The following is a 24,666-nucleotide window of genomic DNA, read 5'->3' on the forward strand; positions in this document are numbered from 1 at the left end:
CGCTGTCAACGAATATTTTGAATTTTCTTTAAGCGCCCAGTAATTTTGAAAGTTCATTAGAAACCCGTAGTACTTCTTTAGCCATCATCTCTAACTTCTCTTCAGTGACCCGCATTATTGGACCTGCTACGCTAATCCCGGCAATTACTTCTCCTTGATGATTAAAGATTGGAGCTGCAGCACATTTAATGCCTGCTTCGTGCTCTTCATCATCAATTGAATAGCCTCTTTTGCGAATCAGCTGAATATTTTCCAGCATTGCTTCTTTTGTAATTAAAGTTTTCTCGGTGTATTTGCGAAGGCCAGCTTCAGTGATTACTTCTTCTATTTTCTCGTCCTGCAGAAATGCAAAAATCGATTTGCCAATCCCCGTGCAATGAATCGGGGCTCGCTTGCCAATATTTGAAAACATGCGAATCGTTGCGTTGCTTTCCAACTTATCAATATAAACGATTTCGTGTTTGTCCATGATTGCCAAATGGGCAGTTTCTCCCGTTATTTCAGTCAATTGATGCAAATACGGAGAAGCAATCTTTCGAATATCCAAATTATCTGTAACGACTTGTCCGACTTCTATAAACTTTAAACCCAGCATATACTTTTCTGTCTGGTGATCTTGTTGGACAAACCCCTTATTGTACAAAGACATAAGGAGGCGATGTGCTGTGCTCTTAGAAACGTCAAGACGATTCGATAATTCGGTTACCCCTAGCCCTTGGGGAATTTGCTGCAAAATCTCAATAATTTGTAAAGCCCGATCAACAGACTGAACGGTAATGGCTTCTTTTTTCATATACTTTCCTCCTGGCAGTATAACAATCATCTAATAAAGATTCTCCCTAAATTCTATAGGATAGTCTCCTAGATTCATACAATAAACTCACTCTATCCTCTGACTTCAGTAAGTAATCTCTTTAAAAATTGCTTAGTTTGCAGCTCGGTGGAATGGGCATTTTCATTCTCGTTTGTCCGTACTTCTACAGAGATTCGGAATGGCTTTGCAGCAAAAAGCCCCTGAGATTTTACTTTCTGCATAATGCTTAGCGCTTTTTCATATGTCAAAAATCCAGGTGCACCTAGAGGGATATGATGATCTCCATAAAGCGGATCTACCGGATTTAAAACAGCATTTGAAAGATGCAATTGGCCCATAAGGGGACCAGCCAATTCTATTGCAGTTTCAATTTCTTCTTCATTCAAAGCAGCATGTGCTGTATCAAATGCAAAGCCAATATTGGGATGATTGTTTTTAACGGTTGATAAGATTTTGCAGGTGTCTTCTGTAGGGCCAAGAAACATTTTTTTATGGGCATGTCGGTCTAATGGTTCTACAAGCACTTCTATGCCATAAGGCTCCGCTTCTGCACAAATTGACGAAAGGCTCTTTACCAGGTTTTCTCCGGCTTTTATCCGCAGTTCTTCTCCTGGATCCTGTCCGGTTATCAATGCGATATTTGAGGCTCCCGCTTCATTAGCCCATTCAATATTCCTTAAGATTTCGTCCACGGCATGCTGTCTTGCTTTTTCATCAATAGCAGATAAGTTCAATCCATGCTCCGTAATAATCGCAGTCATCCATTGCGTTACGATTAACTCTGAGGCAGAAGTAACCTCCTGAATCCTTTTTCTTTTTTCTTTGTCATGAATGTTCGCAATTTCAATTCCTCGGTAAAAACCTTCTTGTGCAATCTCCTCTATTTTTGAAACAAAAAAGCTTTCATCTCCCGTAAATGGGCGATAAATTTCAGGCATAAGAATGGTGGGCAAAAACTCAATCGGTTTTTCCATATTAGTTAACCCCTTGACTGATTGGTTTAAGATTCGAATTCACGTATTTGCTGATATCGACTACCGCTTGTTTCGGGTTAGCTGTAGATTCCTCAGTTTCTTCTTCAACCATGATCCATCCGTCATATCCTGAATCAGTCAGCAATTGGACAATTGCAGGGAAATCAATATCCCCGGTTCCCATCTTTCTCCACTGAAAATCTTTAGTAGCATCTTTGAAGTGTACATGCTTGATGAAAGGCAAATATTTTTTGAAAATCTCCAATGCATCCATCCCACCAAATACAATGTGGCCGGCATCCGGAGTATAGCTAATATAATTCGTATCCAACCCCTCAAAAAGAATTTCATAATCTTCCTTTAAACGGAATACAGACCCTGCTGGTGAATTAGGATGAAATGAACAGAGCACCCCTTGTTCGTGCGCTCTCTTCGCTAATTGATTAGCACAACGAATGATGTTTTGCTGGCGGTTCACCAAGTTTTCCCGCAAGTTTCCGGTTCTTGGAGCTACATTTAATAAGGCATTAGGAAAATGCTTTATATATTCAATATAATAGTCAGCTAAAGCTTTTTCCTCCTCCGTTTCTTGTGGTTCTAACCAATTGAATGGGATCGTCAGAGCAGCCAATTGAAGACTTCGCTGATCTAGTTCTTTTTTTAATGCTTGTGGATCGCCTTTAAATCTTCCTAGTAAAGAGACTTGAATATCCACTCCCTGAAATCCAGCATATTCCACGACATCTGCTATTTCTGGAAAATAATCTGATTTTTTATCATAATCCAGCTCCCAAGTCGATCCATGACACCCATATTTTATAGTCATTTATTTTCCTCCTCGAATTTTTTGTTCCTTTATACGGAACCTTGTTTCATTAATTGAATCTTTCATCAATTGTAGGAAAAAAAGAAAGCGTTGTCAATTTAGTTTGAGTTTAATTTCTTTAATCCTTTCTTTAGACAAATAAAAAACCAGACACAAAGTGCCTGGCCGCTTAGCTTTTCTGTTATTTAGAAACTTTGTCCTTGAGGTTATTCTTCAAGTTCACTGCTTTGTCTTTATAGTCTGCTGCTTTCTCTTTGTAATCGTCCTTATTTTCTTCCCAATGGGCTTTGCCTTTTTCGATTGACTTGTCTTTCAATTCGTTGAGCTTATCAAGAAATGCCATATGCTTCACCCCGTTTTGCTCATCTTACAGGAATGGATCTGATTTCACAACGATTTGCTCTAATCGTATAAACCAGGCGTTTCTTCTAGCTGAATAGCGCAAAAAGCTCGGCATTTAACGGCAGCTTTACTAATGAAAATTAACTTATTGTGTGGGCATAGCGGTATGCCGGAAAGGCTAGAACCGTTTCCCCCACTCGCTGCATATGGCATAAGCGGCTGTAGATTTCAGGGTTCCAGATTTTATGGCTGACATAGTAATTGAAATCCGTGTTCTTTCCAAATTGCTTTTTCAAGAGATATAACGGATCATCCAAGCCTCTTCCTTTTCCCCCGCCTTCGTGGATCATTTCACATCCCTGCCCTTTCCCCCAGAGCACGAGTGCATAGCGCATAACAAACGCAGGCGAAAGATGGCGATATTCAAAATACGTCCCCGATAGATGAATGTGGATCAACTTTCCATAGGCAAAGTTCAAACTCATTCCAATCACCCGGCCTTCATAAAAAACTTCCACGAGCAAGATGTATTGCCCCAAATTCCGAAGCAGTTGATCGAAATATCCATCATCAAAATAATAGATAGCATCCGCTTCTTTCCGGTTCATCGTCCGTTCGTATATGTCTTTAAAACCCTTCAAACTTGCCGGGTTTTGAGTAATCCGGTATTCCACACCTGCATTTAAGGCTTTCTGAATGCTTTTCTGCTTGGATTTCGAAAACTCTGCTTGAATCGGATTCTCAAAATCCCGTAAATTGGTGCCAGTCGTATAACGCTGCAGGGTCAACTCATAACAATCGCAAAAATCCTCGGCATTCATTAAAATCGGATGGAAACGGACGAACTCACAAATGATGTTCTGTTCCAAGCAATGCTCCTGGAAGGCACGTTGAAAAGCCTCCACAAGACGTGCTTTTCCCCGCTTCTTTTACTCGGATGATCAGCGGCCCGCCATACCCGTAGGGAGTTACCAAATCATAGTAAACTTCACCCTCCAACCGAAATGGAATTTCCTTTTTGATATACAGATGCCGAACTTCCCCTTCTTCTCCTATATAATGAAAGACTTCACATTTGCCATTTTCAATTTTCTCGTATAATTGGCCGTAAGCTGTTTCAAAATAGATATCACTCAACTGGAAAACCTCTTTTCGTAAACTGGAGCGTCCTTTAGAAAGCATTTTTAAATTTTTGCCGTGTATTTCGTTAATAAATGCAGTACGGTTATACCTGAATTAAAGAATTCTAATAATTCAGATTATAATTATTTATTTTAGCTGTTAATATACAAGGCGTCTAGTGGTTTCTCGCATAAAATGTAAATTTGATGGAAATAAAATTAAAAACGTTCCTCTATATAAAAAACCTGAAATCCTGACTTAACAGGATTTCAGACCATCAAATTTTATTCCATTGTTACAAACTTTTAATTTCTCTCGTCAACTCATTGAATCGGCCATCCAATAAGGCATACTCCTTATCGTTCGGCGTCATGAAACTCAATTTCCCTAGCACCGCTTGGCGTTCCGTTTCTAGTTTCAGCCGTAATTCATCGATGGCTTCCTGCTCCGGCGCCATTTGCTCCAATTGTTTATGGATCCCCCCGTCTTTGATGACCAGTTTGGCAGACGTTGTTTCTTCGATAAAGGTTTTATCGTGCGATACCACTAACATCGTTCCTGGATATTCCGCTAGCGTCGCTTCCAATTGCTCACGCGACTGCAAATCCAGATGGTTGGTCGGTTCATCCAAAATCAAGACGTCTTTTTCTTCCAATATATAAACCATCAATTTGCATTTGATGCGCTCACCCATGCTCATCAATCCGATCGGCTCCGTCCACTGCGCTGCGGTAAACCCGAGATGCTTCATCAAATTTTGGACTTTGCCTCGCGCTGCGAATGTTTCTTTATAGAACAATTCCTCCGGTGTCTTCTCTAGCGGCAAGTCGAATACTTCTTGAGTCAGATAGCCGATATCTGCTGAAGGAGAAAGCCAAATCTCGCCTTCCGTTTCCTCTTCTCCCATGATTATTTTCAGTAAAGTCGTTTTTCCGCTGCCATTTGGCCCTTCAATTGATATCTTTTCTCCGTGCTGCACTGTGAAATTGGCCTTTTCAAAAAGAATGCGGCTGCCAAATGCCTTCGACAGATTTTTCGCTTCCAAAAACCGTTTGCCTATTTTTTCATTGGCTTTCACAGAAAATGAGACTTCGTATTCCGCTTCCGGCGGCGCTGCTTGATGCTTCTCCAATTCTTTTTCGAGGCGCTTCTGCTTCGATTTGACTTGCTTGTCCATGCGCTTCGCTTTCTTGCGGTAATATTCTTTCGCTCCTTCTTGCTTTGTGGACTCCGCATGCGCTTTATGGGACCAGGATTTAAGTTCTTCCATATGGCCTTCGATCCGCTCCACCATCTTCTGCTGCTTTTCGTAATCGCGCTGCTGCGATAACCGCTTTTGCTTTCTTTCTACTACATAACTCGTGTAATTCCCAATATGCTCAATCAGTTTTTCGTGTTCAATCGACCAAATTTTTGTCGCAATCGCATCCAGGAATGTCCGGTTATGCGAAACTGAAACGATCGTTCCTGGGTAGTGTTTGAGTTGCTCCAGCAATAATTCGATGCCTGGCTGGTCAAGATGGTTGGTCGGTTCATCTAGCAATAGTAAATGGGCCCCTTTGGCAATTCCTGCTGAAAGCCGGGCCTTCAATTTCTCGCCACCGCTCAAAGAAGAATAATCGTGTGCCGGTACTTGCCATTTCTTTAGTAGAACCGTTTCCGCTGAATCAATTTGGTCCACTTCATGCGATTCCGCCTCCTGTTCGACATATGCGATTTCCAGGCGACCCGCCATGTGGTGAATCCGCCCTTTGCTTGGTGCCAATTTGCCGGCTATCAATTCAAGCAATGTCGATTTTCCTGCGCCGTTCTTGCCGATGATCCCAATAATCTCCCCTTGGCGAACACTCGCATTCACCTCTTCAAAAATCACCGTATCTTCTATTTCATAATTGACTTGCTGCAATTCCATCAATTCTTTCATCTAACCATTCCCTTCTGAATAAGGGAGAATTAAAAAATCCTCCCAAAAATTTCTTGGAAGGATTAGCCGGTATTTGCCTAACTTAAATAAGCCATTTCGATAAATGAATAGCTCGACAGTTTTATAAGTGGGCAGACTAATCCTATTTCACGTGATTTGAAATATCCATTTCAAATGAAGAAAATAAGATTAGTTACGCATTGTCCACCCATCAGCCTTTCTGTCGCTTAGTTGAGATGATTATAGCATAGAAGGATAATTAAATAAAAGAAAATTGAAAAATTAGAACATTTGTTCTTTTGTTTTTCTTCAAATGGGAGTATACTCTTTTCAAGAGCTGCACAATAATCCAAACGAAAGGTGAGGATTTTAGTGGATGCAAATCGGACGAGGGAAACAACATCATGGGCCATTGAAGCAAAAGGGCTCGTGAAGACATTTGGAAAGCACCGGGCCGTCGATGGTGTGGATCTAACCATTCAAGAAGGGACTGTCTATGGATTTTTAGGACCAAATGGCGGGCAAAACGACAACGATCCGCATGCTTGCGACATTGTCAAAGCCTGATGCCGGAACTGCACGGATCTTCGGATACGACCTCGCAACTGAAGGAGACCGTATTCGAAGCCGCATCTCGTTGACTGGACAATATGCTTCTTTAGATGAAGATTTGACTGGCCTCGAGAATTTAGTGATGATGGCTGGCTTAATGGGCTATGGACGAAAAGAAGCCAAAACACGCGCAAAAGAATTGCTCACCGCTTTCGGCTTAGAAGATGCGGCCAAACGCCAAGTGAAGAATTATTCAGGAGGGATGCGAAGACGCATCGATATTGCCGCAAGCCTAGTGGTCACACCGGATCTGCTATTTTTGGATGAACCTACCGCGGGACTGGATCCGCGGAGCCGCAACCAAGTTTGGGATATCGTCCGTACACTCGTTTCTACAGGAACGACTGTCCTTTTGACAACGCAATATTTAGAGGAAGCTGATCAACTCGCAGACCGCATCGCCGTGATCAACCAAGGGAAAATCATCGCAGAAGGCACCAGCAGTGAATTGAAAGCATCTGTCGGCACCGGAACGCTTACGGTCCAATTGGTAAACGCCGAAGACCGTGACCGTACAATCGAATTGCTAAAGCAAAAACTTTCAGTTGGCATCCATACCGGGACCGACCCAACAACGCTGACAGCTCAAGTAAGCGACCCTTCATTAGTTGCAGAGGCTTTAGGTGCCCTCACACAAGAACGGATTGCCATCAGTGACTTTTCACTCGGACGCCCAAGCCTAGATGAAGTCTTTTTGACTCTTACCGGACAAGCCGCAGAAACAGAAAACGTTTAACGAGGAGGAAAACACATGATTGACTCCACGGAACTTCGTAAGCAAATTACGGTAGATGAGCGTTTGCAAGATGCGATTTCTTCCACTAGCCGGCCGAAGCGTCCGAGCGCGGTTTCGTCAACTATGGTATTTGCCACCCGTGCCTTATTGCGCATCCGCCATGTCCCTGAGCAAATGTTCGATGTGACGCTTTTCCCGATCATCTTTTTATTAATGTTCACTTATTTGTTCGGCGGTGCGATTGCCGGATCGACTGCGGATTATCTCCAGTTCCTGCTGCCCGGAATTCTGGTCATGACCGTTGCACAGATTACGATGTATACGGGAATCGATTTGAATAATGATATCCGCAAAGGCATTTTCGACCGTTTCCGGACCTTGCCAATCTGGCTGCCGTCCGCATTGATCGGCGCTCTTTTGGTCGACGTCATCCGCTATTCCATGGCTTCTTTCATCATGATTGGACTGGGACTCGCGCTTGGCTTCCGTCCGGAAGGCGGACTTTCTGGTGTACTGATGGCCATTGGGATGATCTTAATCTTTTCATTCAGCCTTTCTTGGATTTGGACAACCTTAGGATTAATCGTCCGTTCGGAGAAATCTTTAATGATGCTCAGTTTCCTGGTCATGATGCCACTGACTTTCGTCAGCAATGTTTTTGTGGATCCGAGCACTTTGCCTTCATGGCTTCAAGGATTTGTAGAAATCAATCCTATTTCCATTCTGGCTACGGCCGTCCGCGGATTCATGCACGGCACGGCAACATTCGAACAAGTGATGTGGGTGTTGATTGTCTCGCTGCTATTTGTTGCGATTTTTGCACCACTGACCATGTATCTCTATCGGAATAAGAAATGAGCTCTTTAATGAATTGAATGACAAACGAAAGAGATTGACGGCTTGATCGCCATCAATCTCTTTTTCATTGGACTTCCAGCACTTCTCTTGCTTGCTGCAATGCCCAGACGATTCGGTTCTGCCCGCTTTAAATGGTTCTTTAACACGTTGAATTCGTGGGAGCCTTCTGTTAATCCATCAAAATTCAACGCTGGGGCAATATCCGGCAGCGGCGGAACATTTAAAGCTGAATCATGCCAGAACTTTCCTTTTGTCGTGTAATTGATCGGTATGAGAATACGCGAAAGCTTTTCAAGCGCCGCATTGGCTTTTCTCACTTGTGGGTTTGTTACTTCCACTGTTTCCAGTTGCTGTAGTTTTTGATAGAAAGACTGCAAGGCATTGCGCAATTCTTTCACTTCTTTTAATGCCGGCGCAAAATCAAAATGGCTTTTCGCTGCTTCTTGGTAGCTAAGAATGGTTTGTTCAAACTCATCCGCTGTATGCACAAAATTAAACGGGTGAATCGGTGCATTCGCAGCTCGAAGCACACCGGTCAAATAGATTTTAATGTCTTTTAGTAGGATGTCCATATCGGCTACATGCATCCAGTCTTCTTCTGTATGCCATTCAATATTGCCGCCGCACCGCCTACTGGATAATATCCCTTTTCATTTAACAAAGATTCCGGAATGGTCGACGAAAGCATGAAGAAGGAAGTGATTCCGATGTTGTTGAATGAGTAATCTCCCGCACGTAACGGCCTTCCGCCTTTTGACGGCAAGTTTACCGCATCTTTTACCACGTCGGTGCAAAATTCATCCACTTCGCTCATCCACATCATATGGTCATACGATGTTGCCCACCTGCACCCCGGAGAATCGCAGTTTACCGAAGCAATGCAATTTTTTTCAAGATCCAACCCGAACTCATCCGCAAACCAAGTCGACCCGCCGTAGCGCCCTGTCGAATGCCCTGTCCAAATAGCGACTCGGACGCTGCGTTTTAATTTGTCTCGATTGCTATGTAAAATCCGCACCATTTCAAGCAAAGCCGCATTTCCGGTAGCGTTATCGCCAATTCCTTCATGCCAAGAATCCAAATGTCCATGCAAAAGCACGTACTTTTCCGGTTCCTCCGTGCCTTCTATGAAAATATCGATAATCGGGCACGAGAACCATCCTTTTTCCAGATTCGTTTTGAATGTTACGTGTACGGCTCCCTGTTCACAAAGCGCACTCAATTCTTGCCCGTCCGGCTTATTGATCGCCATTACAGGAATGCCTGGCTCATCGTGGATATTGGTTAAATCAGGCGCACCCCAAATGGTTGTGCATATCCCTTCGTGAATATTATTTCCCGGGCTAATAAACAGAATGGCAGCAGCACCTTTGTCGGTAAATTCCTGAACTTTCCCTGGCATCGGAAATCCTTCCGTCAAAATCACTTTGCCAGTCAGATCGCCCATATCCTTTGGATTATCTGCCCCAAAAATATCATTGATTCCTTTGGCGTAGCCTGTAGGAATGTAGACAACTTCTCCAGTAATCGCTTCGTCTCCTGTTATGACTGAAAAGGAGGGAGATTTGATGCGGTATTCTTTTTCTAACGGAGCCGTTACGTGCAAAGAGGACTTTTTGGGCACACTTAAATAAAGATCAGGTGTGTGGATCTGATGCGGAACGTCCCAGTCCTTTAAAAATCCAGCCAAGTAATCGGCAGCGATTCTTTCATCTTCACTGCCGGATTCCCGAACCAATGTGCTGAATCTTTCCAGAATCGTGAGAGGCAATTCAGAAGTGATTTCAGCCAGCAAGGCTTTTTCTACAGATACATCTACTTTTTGATTCATTTGCTCAACCTCCTTTTATTCGTATTAATTGTTTTTCACGATGGCTTGATAATAATCTTTCCAAAATGTTTTCGTTGGTCCAACTCTTCTTCTGCCGCTGCAATTTCTTCAAGCGAATAAACAGCGTGGACTTGCGGATGCAGTTTTCCTTGCCAGATGGAATCCGTCACTTGCAAGAAATCTTCCCAGTTCCCCATCGGTGCCCCAAGAATTTGGCGATGCCATTGATAAATTTCACGGATGCTGATTTCCGGAAAATCTCCGGCTGTTGCACCGGACAACACCATTCTTCCGTTGAAATCCAAACAATTAAGGCTTTTACGGAATGTCGGCTTCCCTACTGAATCCAGCACGAGGTCGACGCCTCTTCCATCGGTCCATTCCAGGACTTCCGTTTGCCAATCTCCATGCGAATCAAAGGCCGCTTTCGCACCGATCTTTAAACATCTTTGCCGTTTCTCCTCGCTTCCCGCTATCGCAATAACCGTTGCGCCTGCAGCCACCGCAATATCCAATTGAGCAGAACCAAGGCCGCCTGATGCCCCGACAATGAGTACGACATCAGAAGTTTTCACTTTCCCGACAGTTACTACGCCTCGCCAAGCCGTTGTATAAACAGCTGGAATAGCAGCGGCGGTTTCATCCGAAATTTGATCGGGAATCGCAATAATGTTTTTTTCAGGAACCACAACAAATTCTGCAAGGCCGCCCCATCGATGTTCTCCGATGATTTGGTAATCCCTGCACATGCTCGGTTCACCCGCCCGGCAAGCTCTGCAATTTCCACAGCCGTATGCCGGATTGACCAATACACGGTCTCCTATTGAAAAGCGGTGATCACATGCATCCTGTCCGGAACCGTAAGCAGCCACTCTTCCCGCAATATCCACTCCTGAAATATGGGGCAATGTCAGTTTCGGGACACCTGGTCCTTTTAAGCCTTCGCGTGCAAAAACATCTAGATGATTCAGCCCGACAGCTTTCACTTGAATAAGCACTTCTCCTGCTTTTGGCCGGGGAGTCGATAGTTCTTCTAATTGAAGAACTTCTGGACCGCCATGTTCCCGAATTACGACTGCCCGCATCTTTTCAGGGACATTCGTTTTTAAAGAATTTACTGCGCTCTCTTTTTCTGCCATTCGGATTCCACCTTTCCGGCTTATTGGCATTGACTGAGATCATTGGATGTTTTATTTATTTACAGGAGACGACACTTTGTTCAGGAATTCCCTTACCAAGGCCAAATAGTCTTCGTTTTCCTCTTGCTGCGGCGAATGTCCGCTGTTTTCAAAAATGACCAGTTGTGCATTCGGCACTTTCTCTGCAATCAACTCTGAACATTCGACTGGCGTAATCCAGTCGTGTCTGCCCACCGTTACCAGCACTGGAACTGAAATCTTGTGGAGGTCATCGTCCAAGTCGAATTCCGGCTTGTTGTAGCGGAATGCATAATTATGGGTTTCGTAGCGGTAGTAAATTGAATCGATGCGGCTTTTGACGGCTTCTTCATCGTATTTCACCGTATAGAGCGGTTGAATGGCTGCGAACATTTCTTTTAATTCTTCATTAGATTCCGTCTTGCCGTCGAACAAACGGCGTATCCCATCTTCTTTAATCCCTGGAAGATTGCTTTGAAGAGCCCGGTCTACAGACAGGTGATCGAATTTATTATTCGATCCCGTATCTCTCAGCAGGACATGCGTGACATTTTCGGGATAGCGGAGGACATATTCAAGCGTCAAGAACCCACCGTAGGAACCGCCAAGGATTTTAATCGGTCCATCAACTAAGCGCTTCCGCATTTCTTCAATGTCGGCAGTCCATTGTTCATGGGTAAAAGGCGGCTTTCCTTCTGAACGGCCAGATCCGCGCATATCCATGAAGACCAGCCGGTATTGGTCTCCCAGCGGCGAAAAAGCTTTAATATCTCCTCGGCAATCCCCGAGACCCGGAGCTCCGTGGATGAAAAAGATCGTTTCCCCTTCCGGGTTCCCATGAATTTCGTAATAGAGTTCATTGTCGTTAATGGTAATAAACAAATTCCATCTCTCCGTTTCATTTTTTATTTTTTAACAAATTTCGGGTCCAATGCATCTCGGAGTCCATCGCCTAAGAAATTATAAGCAAGAACCACGATGGTGATCGCTACACCCGGCAACACGCCCAATACAGGGGCAGTCCAGATGTATTGCTGAGAATTTTGGAGCATATTGCCCCATGTGGCAGTCGGCGCTTGAATTCCCAATCCCAGATAACTGATGGCACTTTCCGTCAAAATCGCTGCAGCAATCGTTAAAGTTCCGGAAACGATAATGGACGGAACAATTTGTGGAATGATGTATTTTGTCAAGATCCGGAATGGCGTAGCACCTGAAGCATTGGCTGCTTCGACAAATTCGTATTCTTTCCATTTCAGCGTTTCCCCGTAAACCACACGGGCAATTTCCATCCAACTCCGCTAAAGCGATCACCAGGATTACCATAGCCGGGCTTGTGCCAAGAACTGTTAAAGCGACTAAAATGAAGAAAAACGTCGGAATCGCCATCATCGCTTCGGTGATTCGCATTAAAATGGATTCAACCACTTTCCCAAAAAATCCAGCGCAAGCACCGACTACTGTTCCAATCAGCAATGAAAATAACATCGCTGCTAAACCAACGATCAATGTCACTCGGCCGCCATGGAGCATGCGGGCGAAAACGTCCCGGCTTAAATCATCTGTCCCAAAAGGATGCTGCAAGGACCAGCTTGCCAACGAACCTGCATCCTGCAAAGTGTCTGGATCCGTGGTCCAAAACAGCGGCCCTAAAAATACGACAGCGTGTATAACGACTAAAAACCAGAACGAACCGTAGGCGACTTTATTATTGCGCAGCGCCTTCAAGACACTCGTTTTGCCTTGACTCGGCTTAATATCCAAATCTTCAGTCAGAATTGGTTTCGTAGATACTTCCATTTCCCCTCACCTCCTGCTTATACGTTTTTAACTCTTGGATCCACGCGGAATACAGAAGATCCACGAGCAAATTACAAACAACTACCACAATCGTGATGACCACTGTCACTCCCATAACCAGCGGATAATCACGGCCTCGGGCAGCTTCGATAATCAATGTACCGATTCCCGTCCATCCGAATATCGCTTCGGTAATGACGGCTCCGCTCAATAGCCGCGGAATCAGCATTCCGATGATGGTGATTATCGGGATCAATGCGTTCCGGAGTGCATGGACATAAAGCACAATCGATTCTTTCGCACCTTTTGCCCGGGCAGTCCGGATGTAGTTTTGCGAAATGACTTCAAGCATTGAAGATCGGGTAAAGCGGACAATATTCGGCAATACCGTCGTAGTCAAGATGAGCACAGGTAAAATCAGATGCGATACGTAGCCCCATAAACTAAATTCCTCTCCCCTTGAACCGACGCCAGAAGATGGCAGCCAGCCAAGATTGATGGAAAAGAGCAAGATTAACATTAAACCAAGCCAGAATGCCGGCACCGACAATCCGACGACACTAAAGAAATTTATCACGTGGTCTTGCGCTTTCCGCGTTTAATGGCGGATAAAACGCCTAAGAAAATCCCGAGGATGACGGAAATCAAAATGGTGAAAATAGTCAATTCAATCGTATAAGGCAGCCTCTCTAATATCCGCTGCGTAACCGGTTCACCCGAATTAAAAGAAGTCCCTAAATCGCCTTGAAATGCATTGCCGATCCATTCGATATAGCGGACCATGACAGGTTCATCCAACCCCAGTTTCTCGACCATTGCTTGCCGCTCTTCGGCAGTCGCGTCCATCCGCATCGTACTGGATGGGCCGCCTGGAGCAAGGTTAATCAAGAAAAAGGTAATGATGGTGACAATCAATAGCAAGATAATGCTCTGTCCGAGACGATTCATTAAAAAACGCAGCATTTCATCTCCTCCTTCCGCTTTATTGAGGAATGGAAGTGTACCCGTGAGCACACTTCCATCAAGTTCCTGTCTATTCTTCGATATACCATTTGTGGATATGGTGCAAGGCATCGCCAAATGCCAGATTTGGTACACCTTTCAAGTTGTTTGCACGCACTTGTGCTTCTTGTGGATACCAAAGGAAGATATACGGCAGCTCTTCTGCCATCAATTTCTGGGCATCCACGTAAATTTCTTTCCGTTCTTCTACATCACTCGTTTGAGCTCCGGCATCCAGCAATTTATCCAGTTCCGGATTTTGATATGCAGGAATATTGTTTCCGGCTACGCTGCGCGAATGCATATAAGCGGATAAATCAGGATCAGCCGGGTATCTCCACCAGTTCAAGCTCATTTCATAATCACGGTTTACAACGACTTCCTGAATCATCGAATTCCATTCCATCGCATTCAAGTTCACGTCAAAGCCAGTCTTCACCAAATACTGCTGCACCATTTGAGAAATGGCTTCCAAATCTCCTTGAAGGCCGATTTCGAAATCAATCGTAAATGGTTCTCCGTCTTTATCTACGACACCGTCGCCATCGGTATCTTCCCAGCCCGCTTCAGCCAATAACTCTTTCGCACGTTCCGGGTCGTAATCGTAGCGGGTTACATCGTCTGTATAATAATCTTTCAACGCTGGGGCAATCCCTGCGTCTGCAATCGTGCCGTATCCTTTTAAGACGGTATCAATGATGTTTTGGCGATCGATTGAGTGAAGAATCGCCTGTCTCACTCGTACATCCTGATACTTTTCAACTTCCTGGTTGGCAATGATCCAGAAGAAACGCGGTGTCTCACGAGCTTCAACCGTTACATTTTCAGCACCTTCGATGCGATCGATGGCCGACAGATCATCTAAAGCGAAGATGGAAAGTTCGCCGCTCAACAGTTGGGCTACGTGCGTATTGGCATCTGCCAACACTTTGTATTCGACTTCATCCAATAATGCGATATCTCCGTAGAAATCTTCATTTCGCTCAAGCACTACATTTTGCCCTGAAGTATAGCTTTTTAATTTAAATGCGCCGGTCCCTACCGGATTCTCTTTGTTGAAAGAAGTCAGATCCCATGGATCTTGTCCAGCAAAGATATGCTCCGGGATAATTTCTGTGTTAAAGCTCAAGTATGCCGGCAATGCAGCTACTGGACTTTCCATGATGAACTTGACTGTATAGTCATCAACAACTTGAACTTCTTTCAATTGGCCGAAATAAGAAGTATTGTTCGCGCCGAGTTCTTCATTCAAAACAATTTCATTGAATGTGAACGCCACGTCATCGGCTGTAAACTGCTCGCCGTCATGCCACAAAACATCGTCTCTTAAATGGAAAGTCCATTCCAACTCATCTTCTGATGTTTCCCATTCCTCCGCTAAATCCGGAATCGGCTCCAAATTTTCGCCGGTTTGCGTCAAGCCGGAGAACAACACCCGGTTAACGACGTTCGACTCAGCATACGCATTCGGATGCCACGGGTTAAACGTTGGATCGGCGACAATCGGAATTGAAACTTTCCCCGCCTTTTTTCGGTTCCCCTTCTGCTGCCGGTTCTCCGTCGCCTTCAGCGCCTTGCGTAGAATCATCAGCCCCGTATGAACAAGCAGCCAAAAGCAGAATCCCCATCAATAATGTGAACAAACCCAGCCATTTCCTATTCTTCATCTTCAATTTCCCCCTTTTAGTTTATTTTGCCCAAGTCGCTTCAAGAACCCTAAAGATGTTGCCGCCCGCCACTTTTCTAATGTCTTCGCGGCTATAGCCTTTCTTAACTAACCAACGGATAATGTTCGGGAAGCATTCTGCAGGATTTTCCAGTCCTTCCACATATTCCACTCTTTCCATATTGGCCATTTGTGCACTTTTAATGGAAAGCTTTCCAGATAATAATTCATGTGTGCCTACGTGGTCGCCGAATAAGGTATCCGGTCCGAAAGCGACATGATCGATGCCGACAAGATTAGCGGTGTATTCAAAATGCTCCATGAACGATTCGATATTATGTCTTGGATGATTCTTCGTAATAGTAGAATGCGGAGCCGCCTCAATCGCGATGACGCCGCCTTTTTTCGCACATTCGATAATGACATCATCCGGCTTCATCCGTTTTGTATCCCATAAGCCGCGTGCTCCGGCGTGGTTGATTGTCACCGGCTTTTCACTTGTTTCAATCGTATCCAGCGAAGTTTTATCGCCGGCATGCGAAACGTCAATCGTAATGCCCAGTTTGTTCATCCGTTGAACTGCTTGCTTTCCGAATACTGTCAATCCTCCGTCGCTCGGCTCTCTCAAACCGGCGCCAAGTGCATTCGCTTCCGAATAGACGATTCCCATTGTCCGAATGCCGAATCCGTATAAAATATCCAAGCGATCAAGTTCATTTTCAATCATCGTAGAAGATTCCAGCGCCCCGACAAAAGCGATTTTGCGTTCTTTTTTCGCCCGGTACAGATCTTCAATCCGTTCTGCTTTGATGATCATATCCTGATGGGCAATATCGCTGAAGCGGATGCCGATATCATGGATGACATCGGACCATTTCCAGCCTGCTTGCGAAGTGACCATTGCCGTTCCATCCATAAAGTTTTCAAAAATAACATCGAGTCCGGACTGGCTCAACGCTTCATAAGCTGTCCAATCGCGGCCTTGTCGGCGGAACTCGTAGAATTCCTGTAAATTCTCCGGCATGATAAATGTATGTTCATGCATCGACACCATGTAATCTTCTTCCATAATCGTACGGACTTGTTCTTCTTCGTCTTCCGATACCGGATAAACAAATTGAGGCACCCGATCATTTTCTTTCGACAGTTTATATTCTTTGTAGTCTGTGCCAGCTTCTAAGTATTGGAAAGATTTATAGCCATCGTAGATTTTCTTATTTAATTGGTTTTGGATTTTATTTGTCATATTTACACTCCTTCAAATTGGGTTTTCAGTTTCTGATAGGATTCGCTACACTATTGAGTGACAGGTTGACGGCTTTGTTCTAAGGATGTGATTGCTTCTTTGAGAGTTTGGCCTTTTTCTAGGGGGTAGTGGCATGCAGCAAAATGGTTATCTCGAACTTCCGCGAGTTCCGGCCTTTCATTGGCACAGCGCTCTGTGGCTAGAGGACATCTGGTTCTGAAATGGCAGCCGCTTGGGAGTTCGCCGGAGAAGGTACTTCTCCTTTTAAGACAATACGTTCTTTTTTCAATCGAGGATCTGCTTCTGGTACGGTGGACAGCAAAGCTGCTGTATAGGGATGCGCCGGATAATCGAATATATTATCCGTTTCGGAAAGTTCGACAATCCTTCCTAAATACATGACCCCTACACGATCTGAGATGTGGCGGACGACATTCAATCCATGGGCGATGAACAGCATCGTCAAGCCCAATTCTTCTTTTAGTTTCATTAACAGGTTGATAACTTGCGATTGAACCGAAACGTCCAATGCGGAAACCGGCTCATCCGCTACTACAAATTCCGGATTTAATGCCAACGCACGGGCAATGCCGACGCGTTGCCGCTGGCCGCCAGAGAATTCATGGGGATAGCTGTGGTATCGGCTTGGATCTAATCCGACCAGTTCAATCATTTCTTTTACTTTCTTTTCTTTCTCTGCGCCTTTCGCAACGCCATGGATGTCGAACATCTCGCCAATAATTTCACCTACTGTAAATCGGGGATTCAGCGAACTGAATGGATCTTGATAAATGATCTGCATCTGCCTCCGCAGTTTTCGCATTTCGTGGCTCCGGTAGGCCAAAATGTCGTTTTCTTTAAAGAAAACTCTTCCTTCTGTCGGCTCTTGCAGCCTTAAGATATTTCGGCCAAGTGTGGATTTCCCGCATCCGGATTCTCCAACAAGCCCTAATGTTTCGCCTCTGTAAATTTCAAAGGAGACGCCATCGACTGCTTTGACAACTTTCTTATTGCCTTTAAAGTAACCACCTCCTTTAATGGGGAAATATTTCTTCAAATTCTCGATTTTCAATAGCGGTTCACTTTGTTCAGTAGGAGAGTTCTTTAACTCCTGATTCATCCATTCCACCTCCTTTTATTTCGTTCTTCAAGGATTCATCTTGCAGCAGCCGGTCGACGTGCCAGCAAGCCACTTGGCGGTCGCCTCTTGCTTCAAGCGGCGGCATCTCGGCATGGCATTTTTCAGTGGCGTACGGACAACGCGGTGAAAACCGGCAGCCTTTAGGCACTTCATTCAACCTCGGGATTGAACCTTTAATGGAGTTGAGCGGCACTCCCCGCTGTCCGTCCATTCGCGGAACCGAATCCAGTAGCCCCTTCGAATACGGGTGCAAAGGCTGATCAAACAAGTCTTGAGTTTTTGAAATTTCCATGATCTTTCCGGCGTACATGATGATGATGCGGTCAGCCATTTCAGCGGCGACGCCAATATCATGGGTAATGAGCATGATGGACATATTGCGGTCTCTTCTTAATGACCGAAGCAGCTCCAATATCTGCGCTTCGATTGTTACATCCAGCGCCGTTGTCGGCTCATCTGCAATAAGCAGTTCCGGCTCGGATGCCAGAGCAATCGCGATCATGACCCGCTGCCGCATACCGCCTGAAAGTTCATGCGGATATTGCTTCAAACGTGCTTGCGGATCTGAAATACCGACCATTCTCACCAGCTCTTCCGCTCTTCGGTAAGCCTCTTTTTTTCCAACTTTATGATGGAACAGAATGGCTTCGGTAATTTGCTTTCCTATCGTGAATACCGGATTCAACGCGGTCAACGGTTCCTGAAAGATCATGGAAATTTTGGATCCGCGTATTTTCCTCATTTCTTCATTGCTTTTTTGGGCAAGATCTTCACCGTTGAACTTAATGGTGCCTTCTTTGATCGTGCCATTTTCAAATTCGACCAACCGCATGATGCTCATCGATGTTACGCTTTTTCCGCTTCCGGATTCGCCGACGATACAAACCGTCTCTCCTCTGTTCAAATCAAAGGAAACGCCGTCGACCGCATGGACGAATCCTTCTTTTCCTTGATAGGCCGTAACTAAGTTATCGATTTCCAGAATTTTATCCATCAACTTCACCTCTTTTTCATATGAACTTTTTGGTTAAATAATTTCTCCGGGAAGGAAAATTAACTTTGCTCAAAATGGAATTCAGTTTTTCTACATTTTCAAGCAAAGCCGGCAGCTTCTCTTCTCCTTCTTGTTGAGAAAAGCGATATTTAGGGCCGGCGATGCTTAACGATCCTAGAATCTGATGTTTGCTGTCAAACAGCGGCACTGAACAAGCTGCAACATCATCGAAGGTTTCACCTTCACTGAAACACCATCCTTCCCGTTTTATGGTTTCCAGCCTTTCCATCAGTTTTTCTTTTGAAGGGATTTGTTTGGATTGGCTTTCAATTCCTTCATCAATAATTTTGTTTTGAAGCTCTTCCGGCAAATGCGCCAGAATAATTTTATGGGAAGCCCCGATATAGAGCGCGCTCCTTTTTCCAACAGATTCTGCGAAGCGCACCTTTTGCTCACTTTCAACAATCTTCACGAAAACGCCTTCCTCTTCATCCAGTACAGTCAGCACTACACTTTCGCCAGTTTTTACTGCTATTTCTTTCATAATGGGCTGGATCATCGTAGATATATTCAAATGCTCTTCCACGACATTATTCAATTCGATGAATTTAATTCCCAACTCATATTTTTTGGTTTCCGGGTTGCAATACAGATAGCCTTTATCTTCAAACGTCGTTAAGATCCGATGAACGATTGTATGATTCATATCCAAATTCCGTGCTAATTCTCGCAGCCCCCACGTAGGAGTTTCCACTGTAAAAACATCTAGAATGCTAAGTGCTTTATCGACTGTCTTAGAACTCATTTTTTCCCCTGCCTTCCGTGGTTCGATAATCGAACCACTGATTCGAATAATAACTCTTTTTAATAAATTACCACTATTTCTGAAATAATCAATAGCTTTTCGCAAATTAGTTAGACTATTTTGATTTTTTATTTAAATCGTATAAAAACTCATTCATATTTATAAAAATTAGTAAAATTCTTCAAATAAAAAGCGCTGGCTTATTTCTATGCATAAATGGGTACAGTGTTTTATAACTAAAACTTTTTCAAAGGAGAGTGGAAAATGAATCATGTGATTGCGTTCTTCATTAAATTCGTGATGATTACTGCTGTTTTACTGATCGTATTGACGTGGATCTTCGATGTATCCTTTGTCGACACCTTGATTATCAGTTTGGGATTGACCGCGATTGCCTACTTGATGGGCGATTTGCTGATTTTCCTAAATGCCGGCAAAGCGGATGACCAGTCGACGCGCAATACGATTGCGACCGTCTGTGATTTTGTTCTAGCCTTTCTCGTGATCTGGTACGTTGGCCAATTAATCAGCGGCACGATGGCCGAAATGGTGACACCTGCTCTCGTTTCGGCACTGGTGCTTGCTGCCGGAGAATGGTTCTTCCATATTTATATGGACCGCGGCGTGATGCCTTGGTACAACAACTACAAAGCTGCAAAATAAAAAATGCACCTGTTTTTTGCCTGTGAGTGGCAGAAACGGGTGCGTTTTTCTTTAATTATTTTTTAGTAAATACAACTTTATTCAAACCGCCGATATATATGCGATCATTATTCTTTAAAGTAGTGGTTACACTGGAAACCTCGTAATAATCCGGCTTGTTCGCTAAAATTTCGTTAACCAGCAAATAGTCTCCGCGATACATAATTAGATTGCCGGAGCCTTTCGGTGTAGTGATACGATAATTCCCAGCTGCAATATCTTTGCCAACTGTCCAGTAACCGGCATGTAAAATATTTGTTTTCACATTGAAAACTTGCGTGAAAGTGACATTATTTAATCCCATTATTTTGATGCTGTCACCGGATTTGATATCCGTTGTGACGGCAGTAACCCCGAAGCCATCGTCTTCACTTGAAAGAATCTCATTGATGAAACGGTCATAATCATTTTCAGCGATGATTAAATTTCCGGAACCTGAAGTTGTTGTGATTTTATAACGTCCTGGCGTTAAATCTTTTCCTGCCTTCCAATTACCGGCACTTAAAGTTTTGACATTCGGTACAGTAATCGTTGTAATCGCTGTTTTTCCATTTGAAGTTGTGACCGTAATCTTGGCAGTTCCGCTTCCTACTGCCGTAACTTTGCCCTTGCTGTCCACTTTTGCGACTTTTGCATTGGAAGTCCGCCAGTTAACATTTTTATTCGTTGTTGAACTCGGGCTAACCGTGGCCGTTAAATTTAGCGTTTTCCCTTTCGCTAATGTTGCGGACGTCTTGCTTACTTTTACTGATGTTGCTAAAACCGGCGCTTTTACTGTGACTTTAGCAGTTGCCACTTTTGCTCCTTTAACAGTTGCCGTTATGTTGACGGTGCCAGTGGCTTTTGCAGCTACCTTTCCATTTTTATCAACTGTCGCAATCTTATAGTTTGACGTCTTCCAAGTCACACCTTTGTCGGTACTGTCGATTGGCGAAACGGTTGCTTTGATTGAAGCCGTTTGCCCTTTAACAATAGTCAGGCTGGTCTTGTCCAGTTTCACTATTTTATCCGAGACTTTCACTTCAATCTTTTTCTCGACTTTCGGATTTCCTTTTGCCGATGCTGTGACAGTGGCTGTGCCATTTTTAAGCGCTTTTACAGCTCCTTTTGCATCCACTGAAGCTACTTTCGGATTTGAACTTTTCCACAAAACCGTTTTATCCATTGAATCTGCAGGTGCTACAACCGCTGATAATATCACGGTCTGCTTGCTTGTAATCTGCAAGGAAGATTTGTTCACTTCGATCTTCTGAGGTAAAATCGCTTCTCCTTCCGCCTTCGCAAATTGCACAAACGGAATCGATACCATAAATAAAAGCAACACTAAAATTTTCATCCATTGCCCTTTGAACATTAGCTCTCCCTCTTTCTAAATAGATTTTTTCTCATATCTCTTTTTTTGAAATTAACGCTTTTTGATTATACTATATCCCCCGAATTCTACTTGATTATTTTTGCCTATTTATTGTTACTTTCTTACATTAATGAACACAGTACTACTTGTTATTTATTAAAATTTCAAATCACCTTCTACTATTTAATGGTTTTCTTAATAAAAAGATTTTCTGCTATTAATATTTCGTGAGTCAAAGTAAATGCGTTTTAAAGGATTATTATTTACACTAAAAGGGTATCAAATAAAGCGCTTGAATTTATTTTGAAAAGGGGTAATGGATAATGGATTACGTAACGTTAAACAACGGTTTGAAAATGCCGCAGCTTGGCTTCGGTGTGTGGCAGGTTCCTGACGACGAAGCAACCGCAGCAGTAGCAAATGCATTAAAAGCAGGTTACCGCTCGATCGATACAGCAATGATTTACCAAAACGAAAAAGGTGTCGGCAAAGCGATCAAAGATGCTGGCCTTCCGCGTGAAGAATTGTTCATCACGACAAAAGTCTGGAACAGCGACCAAGGTTACGAAAATACTTTGCGTGCGTTTGATGAAAGTTTGGAACGTTTAGGATTGGATTATGTGGATTTGTATTTGATCCATTGGCCGACTCCGCAATTTGATGACTACGTGGATACATACAAAGCTTTGGAAAAGCTGTACCACGACGGACGCGTGAAAGCGATCGGTGTCTGCAACTTTGAAATCGAACATTTGGAGCGCTTGCTTGCTGAATGTGAAGTGACGCCAGTGTTGAACCAAGTGGAATGCCATCCGTACTTGGCTCAAACAGAATTGAAAGAGTTCTGTGCAAAACACGATATTTTTGTAGAAGCGTGGAGCCCGCTTGACCAAGGCGGCGAAGTGCTGCAAGACGAAACCGTCAAGAAAATTGCAGAAGCTCACCAAAAATCGCCTGCACAAATCGTATTGCGCTGGCACTTACAGAACCAAACAATCGTCATTCCAAAATCTGTGACACCTTCACGCATCGAAGAAAACTTCCAAGTCTTTGATTTTGAATTGTCTTCTGATGAAATGGAACAGATCCATGCGTTGAATAAAAACCGCCGCAAAGGTTCTCATCCAAACGAAATGAACGTACGTTAATATGAAACAGCCGCTAGTGGAATCATTCTCCACTAGCGGCTGTTTTTGTTTTTTATTCGAATATCGGCGCTTGGCGCTTTTTCGTTGCCTGCTCATAGGAATAGGCAAGTTCAATCAATCTCGGTTCGCTGTACGCTTTCGCTGAGAACGTCACGCCAACCGGCAAACCGGTGCTGATGTATCCAGCGGGGATCGTAATGGACGGATAGCCCGCTTTTGCCGGGAGTGCCGCACCGTCGTTATTTTGAAACAGCAAAGCATCCAGACGGTGTTCGTCCATTACGGCATCGATGCCTTCGCTGCGGAAATCCGGATGTCCGTTTCGCGGTGGAAAACGTAAGTCGGATCTTTTGGATCGTCGCTCAGCGCTTGTGCTTTTTCGAGTTCCACTTGGCCGAACTTCATCCGCTCTTCCGGATTTTCTTTGTTGAACGCAATGACGTCTTCCAAAGATTTAACGGGAACATCGCTTGAGACTTTGCTCAAGTAGTCGTTGACTCCTCGCTTGAACTCGTACCAAAGCACTTCGGATCTTGCGTCGGACTGCGGAATCTCTACATCTACAACGGTTGCCCCGAGTTCCACCACTTCGATAATCACGCGCTCCATCAAGTCCCGCTCTTCTTTTCCGATTTCGCTCAGGAATGCCCGGTCAACACCGATCCGCGCTCCATTCAGGCCGTCCACTTTTAAATGCGGTGTGTAATCTGATAGCGCATGGGTTTCATTTTGGGCTGTCGCTGGATCTTCTTCGTCAACGCCTGTTAAAACACCAAGCGTAATCGCCGCATCCGCGACTGTGCGCGCCATCGGTCCTGCAGTATCCTGGCTTTCGGCAATCGGGATAATGCCTGTTCGGCTGATCAATCCCACAGTCGGTTTGATGCCGACAAGTGAATTGGCGCTAGACGGACTTAAAATCGAACCCGAAGTTTCCGTCCCGATGCCGACCACCGCGAAATTCGAAGCAATGCTCGCCCCGGTCCCTGAACTCGAACCGCCGACACTCCCCGCTTCAAACTCACCGACACCGTACGGATTCAACACTTGGCCGCCGAGATTGCTGAAACCGCTCGGCACATCATTCGTCATGAAATACGCCCATTCGCTCATATTCACTTTCCCCAGAATAATCGCTCCGGCATTTCGAAGCTGCGCCGCAACAAATGCATCTTTCCGCGCAAAATTATCTTTGAGCGCAACCGTTCCAGCCGTCGTCGGCATCGCATCGACCGTATCGATATTGTCTTTTAATAAGACCGGAATGCCATAAAGCGGCCCTTGCCCATCTTGTCCGCGCATTTCATCCAATTCCGCTGCGATTTTAAGCGCGTCCGGATTGAGTGCTAAAACCGAATTGATCATCGGGCCGTTCTTGTCGAATTGGTCGATGCGGTCCAGATAGGCCTGCACCAGTTCCACTGACGTCAGCTGGCCGTTTTCAAACGCCTGCTGGATCTCATATATCGTCGTTTCTTCTATTTCAAAAGCTGTCTTTTCCATGCTGCTATCCCCTTTGGCTAATAAAATCGTCAATCTTCTTCTATTATATAAATATCTCATTGGATTAAACCAATTATTCGAATGAATTGGAAGATTTTTTGTTTTGGTG

24 protein-coding genes and 4 pseudogenes are annotated in these 24,666 nt (G+C 44.3%); 5 read left to right on the forward strand and 23 right to left on the reverse strand.

The annotated features are described in order from the left end of the window. Window positions 1–28: 28 nt before the first annotated feature. From L0M13_RS13135 to abc-f, 7 genes are all read right to left on the reverse strand, one after another. A complete protein-coding gene (locus L0M13_RS13135; RefSeq protein ID WP_235196930.1) occupies window positions 29–793 on the reverse strand; it encodes an IclR family transcriptional regulator in 765 nt (254 codons plus the stop codon). A gap of 92 nt (window positions 794–885) precedes the next feature. After that, a complete protein-coding gene (locus tag L0M13_RS13140) occupies window positions 886–1,788 on the reverse strand; it encodes a sugar phosphate isomerase/epimerase family protein (RefSeq protein WP_235196931.1) in 903 nt (300 codons plus the stop codon). A 1-nt stretch (window position 1,789) separates the two neighbouring features. Further along, window positions 1,790–2,614 (reverse strand): sugar phosphate isomerase/epimerase family protein, encoded by an 825-nt coding sequence (locus L0M13_RS13145; protein WP_235196932.1) that lies wholly within the window; start codon window positions 2,612–2,614, stop codon window positions 1,790–1,792. A 181-nt stretch (window positions 2,615–2,795) separates the two neighbouring features. After that, the gene (locus L0M13_RS13150) at window positions 2,796–2,957 is read right to left on the reverse strand and encodes a hypothetical protein (RefSeq protein WP_235196933.1); all 162 of its coding nucleotides are present in this window, start codon (window positions 2,955–2,957) and stop codon (window positions 2,796–2,798) included. Window positions 2,958–3,096: 139 nt separating this feature from the next. Next, window positions 3,097–3,825, reverse strand: a complete 729-nt coding sequence (locus tag L0M13_RS13155; RefSeq protein WP_235196934.1) for a GNAT family N-acetyltransferase — start codon at window positions 3,823–3,825, stop codon at window positions 3,097–3,099. After that, a complete protein-coding gene (locus tag L0M13_RS13160) occupies window positions 3,803–4,093 on the reverse strand; it encodes a hypothetical protein (protein ID WP_235196935.1) in 291 nt (96 codons plus the stop codon). The genes L0M13_RS13155 and L0M13_RS13160 overlap by 23 nt, the downstream gene beginning before the upstream one ends. 280 nt (window positions 4,094–4,373) lie before the next feature. Next, window positions 4,374–6,002 (reverse strand): ribosomal protection-like ABC-F family protein, encoded by a 1,629-nt coding sequence (abc-f, locus tag L0M13_RS13165; RefSeq protein WP_235196936.1) that lies wholly within the window; start codon window positions 6,000–6,002, stop codon window positions 4,374–4,376. Window positions 6,003–6,374: 372 nt separating this feature from the next. Between abc-f and L0M13_RS13170 the strand changes: the two are divergent. Next, a pseudogene (locus L0M13_RS13170) lies at window positions 6,375–7,350 on the forward strand (ATP-binding cassette domain-containing protein). Between the two features lie 15 nt (window positions 7,351–7,365). Then, window positions 7,366–8,208 carry an ABC transporter permease gene (locus L0M13_RS13175; protein WP_235196937.1) on the forward strand — a complete coding sequence of 281 codons (843 nt, stop codon included), beginning with the start codon at window positions 7,366–7,368 and terminating at the stop codon, window positions 8,206–8,208. 5 nt (window positions 8,209–8,213) lie between these two features. Here the strand turns inward: L0M13_RS13175 and L0M13_RS13180 are convergent, their stop codons facing one another. Genes L0M13_RS13180 through L0M13_RS13200 form a run of 5 tightly spaced genes read right to left on the reverse strand, consistent with a single transcriptional unit; the run spans window position 8,214 to window position 12,488 of the window. Next, on the reverse strand, window positions 8,214–8,795 hold the full coding sequence (locus L0M13_RS13180) for a hypothetical protein (protein WP_235196938.1): 582 nt from the start codon (window positions 8,793–8,795) through the stop codon (window positions 8,214–8,216). After that, window positions 8,786–10,039, reverse strand: a complete 1,254-nt coding sequence (locus L0M13_RS13185; RefSeq protein ID WP_235196939.1) for a M28 family metallopeptidase — start codon at window positions 10,037–10,039, stop codon at window positions 8,786–8,788. The genes L0M13_RS13180 and L0M13_RS13185 overlap by 10 nt, the downstream gene beginning before the upstream one ends. A 35-nt stretch (window positions 10,040–10,074) precedes the next feature. Then, entirely contained in the window at window positions 10,075–11,178 is a 1,104-nt protein-coding gene (locus L0M13_RS13190; RefSeq protein WP_235196940.1) for a zinc-binding dehydrogenase, read from the reverse strand. 51 nt (window positions 11,179–11,229) lie between these two features. After that, the gene (locus L0M13_RS13195; RefSeq protein WP_235196941.1) at window positions 11,230–12,078 is read right to left on the reverse strand and encodes an alpha/beta fold hydrolase; all 849 of its coding nucleotides are present in this window, start codon (window positions 12,076–12,078) and stop codon (window positions 11,230–11,232) included. A gap of 23 nt (window positions 12,079–12,101) precedes the next feature. Next, entirely contained in the window at window positions 12,102–12,488 is a 387-nt protein-coding gene (locus L0M13_RS13200) for an ABC transporter permease (protein WP_235196942.1), read from the reverse strand. Between the two features lie 71 nt (window positions 12,489–12,559). On the opposite strand from L0M13_RS13200, the gene L0M13_RS13205 reads away from it, so the two are divergent. Further along, the gene (locus L0M13_RS13205) at window positions 12,560–12,895 is read left to right on the forward strand and encodes a hypothetical protein (RefSeq protein ID WP_235196943.1); all 336 of its coding nucleotides are present in this window, start codon (window positions 12,560–12,562) and stop codon (window positions 12,893–12,895) included. On the opposite strand, the pseudogene L0M13_RS13210 reads toward L0M13_RS13205, so the two are convergent. The 9 genes and pseudogenes from L0M13_RS13210 to L0M13_RS13250 form a co-directional block, all read right to left on the reverse strand. Then, a pseudogene (locus L0M13_RS13210) lies at window positions 12,865–12,996 on the reverse strand (ABC transporter permease); the annotation flags it as partial. The gene L0M13_RS13205 and the pseudogene L0M13_RS13210 sit on opposite strands and share 31 nt — an antisense overlap. Continuing rightward, on the reverse strand, window positions 12,965–13,573 hold the full coding sequence (locus L0M13_RS13215; RefSeq protein WP_235196944.1) for an ABC transporter permease: 609 nt from the start codon (window positions 13,571–13,573) through the stop codon (window positions 12,965–12,967). The pseudogene L0M13_RS13210 and the gene L0M13_RS13215, both read right to left, overlap by 32 nt. Next, a complete protein-coding gene (locus L0M13_RS13220; RefSeq protein WP_235196945.1) occupies window positions 13,570–13,959 on the reverse strand; it encodes an ABC transporter permease in 390 nt (129 codons plus the stop codon). Before L0M13_RS13220 ends, L0M13_RS13215 begins: the two co-directional genes overlap by 4 nt. A 70-nt stretch (window positions 13,960–14,029) precedes the next feature. Continuing rightward, window positions 14,030–15,418 carry an ABC transporter substrate-binding protein gene (locus tag L0M13_RS13225; RefSeq protein WP_235196946.1) on the reverse strand — a complete coding sequence of 463 codons (1,389 nt, stop codon included), beginning with the start codon at window positions 15,416–15,418 and terminating at the stop codon, window positions 14,030–14,032. Window positions 15,419–15,479: 61 nt separating this feature from the next. Then, window positions 15,480–15,665 carry a hypothetical protein gene (locus L0M13_RS13230; RefSeq protein WP_235196948.1) on the reverse strand — a complete coding sequence of 62 codons (186 nt, stop codon included), beginning with the start codon at window positions 15,663–15,665 and terminating at the stop codon, window positions 15,480–15,482. Window positions 15,666–15,686: 21 nt separating this feature from the next. Continuing rightward, window positions 15,687–16,910 (reverse strand): dipeptidase, encoded by a 1,224-nt coding sequence (locus L0M13_RS13235; RefSeq protein ID WP_235196949.1) that lies wholly within the window; start codon window positions 16,908–16,910, stop codon window positions 15,687–15,689. 50 nt (window positions 16,911–16,960) lie between these two features. Then, window positions 16,961–18,030 (reverse strand): annotated as a pseudogene (locus L0M13_RS13240) (ABC transporter ATP-binding protein). After that, entirely contained in the window at window positions 17,999–19,045 is a 1,047-nt protein-coding gene (locus L0M13_RS13245; RefSeq protein WP_235196950.1) for an ABC transporter ATP-binding protein, read from the reverse strand. Before L0M13_RS13245 ends, L0M13_RS13240 begins: the two are co-directional and overlap by 32 nt. A gap of 16 nt (window positions 19,046–19,061) precedes the next feature. Beyond that, the gene (locus L0M13_RS13250; protein ID WP_235196951.1) at window positions 19,062–19,850 is read right to left on the reverse strand and encodes an IclR family transcriptional regulator; all 789 of its coding nucleotides are present in this window, start codon (window positions 19,848–19,850) and stop codon (window positions 19,062–19,064) included. A gap of 264 nt (window positions 19,851–20,114) precedes the next feature. On the opposite strand from L0M13_RS13250, the gene L0M13_RS13255 reads away from it, so the two are divergent. After that, complete coding sequence (locus L0M13_RS13255; protein WP_235196952.1) at window positions 20,115–20,513, forward strand: DUF2512 family protein; 399 nt, start codon at window positions 20,115–20,117, stop codon at window positions 20,511–20,513. Between the two features lie 55 nt (window positions 20,514–20,568). On the opposite strand, the gene L0M13_RS13260 is transcribed toward L0M13_RS13255, so the two are convergent. Next, window positions 20,569–21,906, reverse strand: coding sequence for an Ig-like domain-containing protein (locus tag L0M13_RS13260; protein WP_235196953.1), 1,338 nt, complete (start codon window positions 21,904–21,906; stop codon window positions 20,569–20,571). A 323-nt stretch (window positions 21,907–22,229) separates the two neighbouring features. On the opposite strand from L0M13_RS13260, the gene L0M13_RS13265 reads away from it, so the two are divergent. Further along, window positions 22,230–23,054: an aldo/keto reductase gene (locus tag L0M13_RS13265; RefSeq protein WP_235196954.1), complete on the forward strand. Its 825-nt coding sequence runs from the start codon at window positions 22,230–22,232 to the stop codon at window positions 23,052–23,054. Window positions 23,055–23,106: 52 nt separating this feature from the next. On the opposite strand, the pseudogene L0M13_RS13270 reads toward L0M13_RS13265, so the two are convergent. Next, window positions 23,107–24,557 (reverse strand): annotated as a pseudogene (locus L0M13_RS13270) (amidase family protein). Window positions 24,558–24,666: the final 109 nt, after the last annotated feature.

Origin of the sequence: Planococcus sp. 107-1 (genome assembly GCF_021513255.1) — a bacterium.
GTDB lineage: Bacteria > Bacillota > Bacilli > Bacillales_A > Planococcaceae > Planococcus.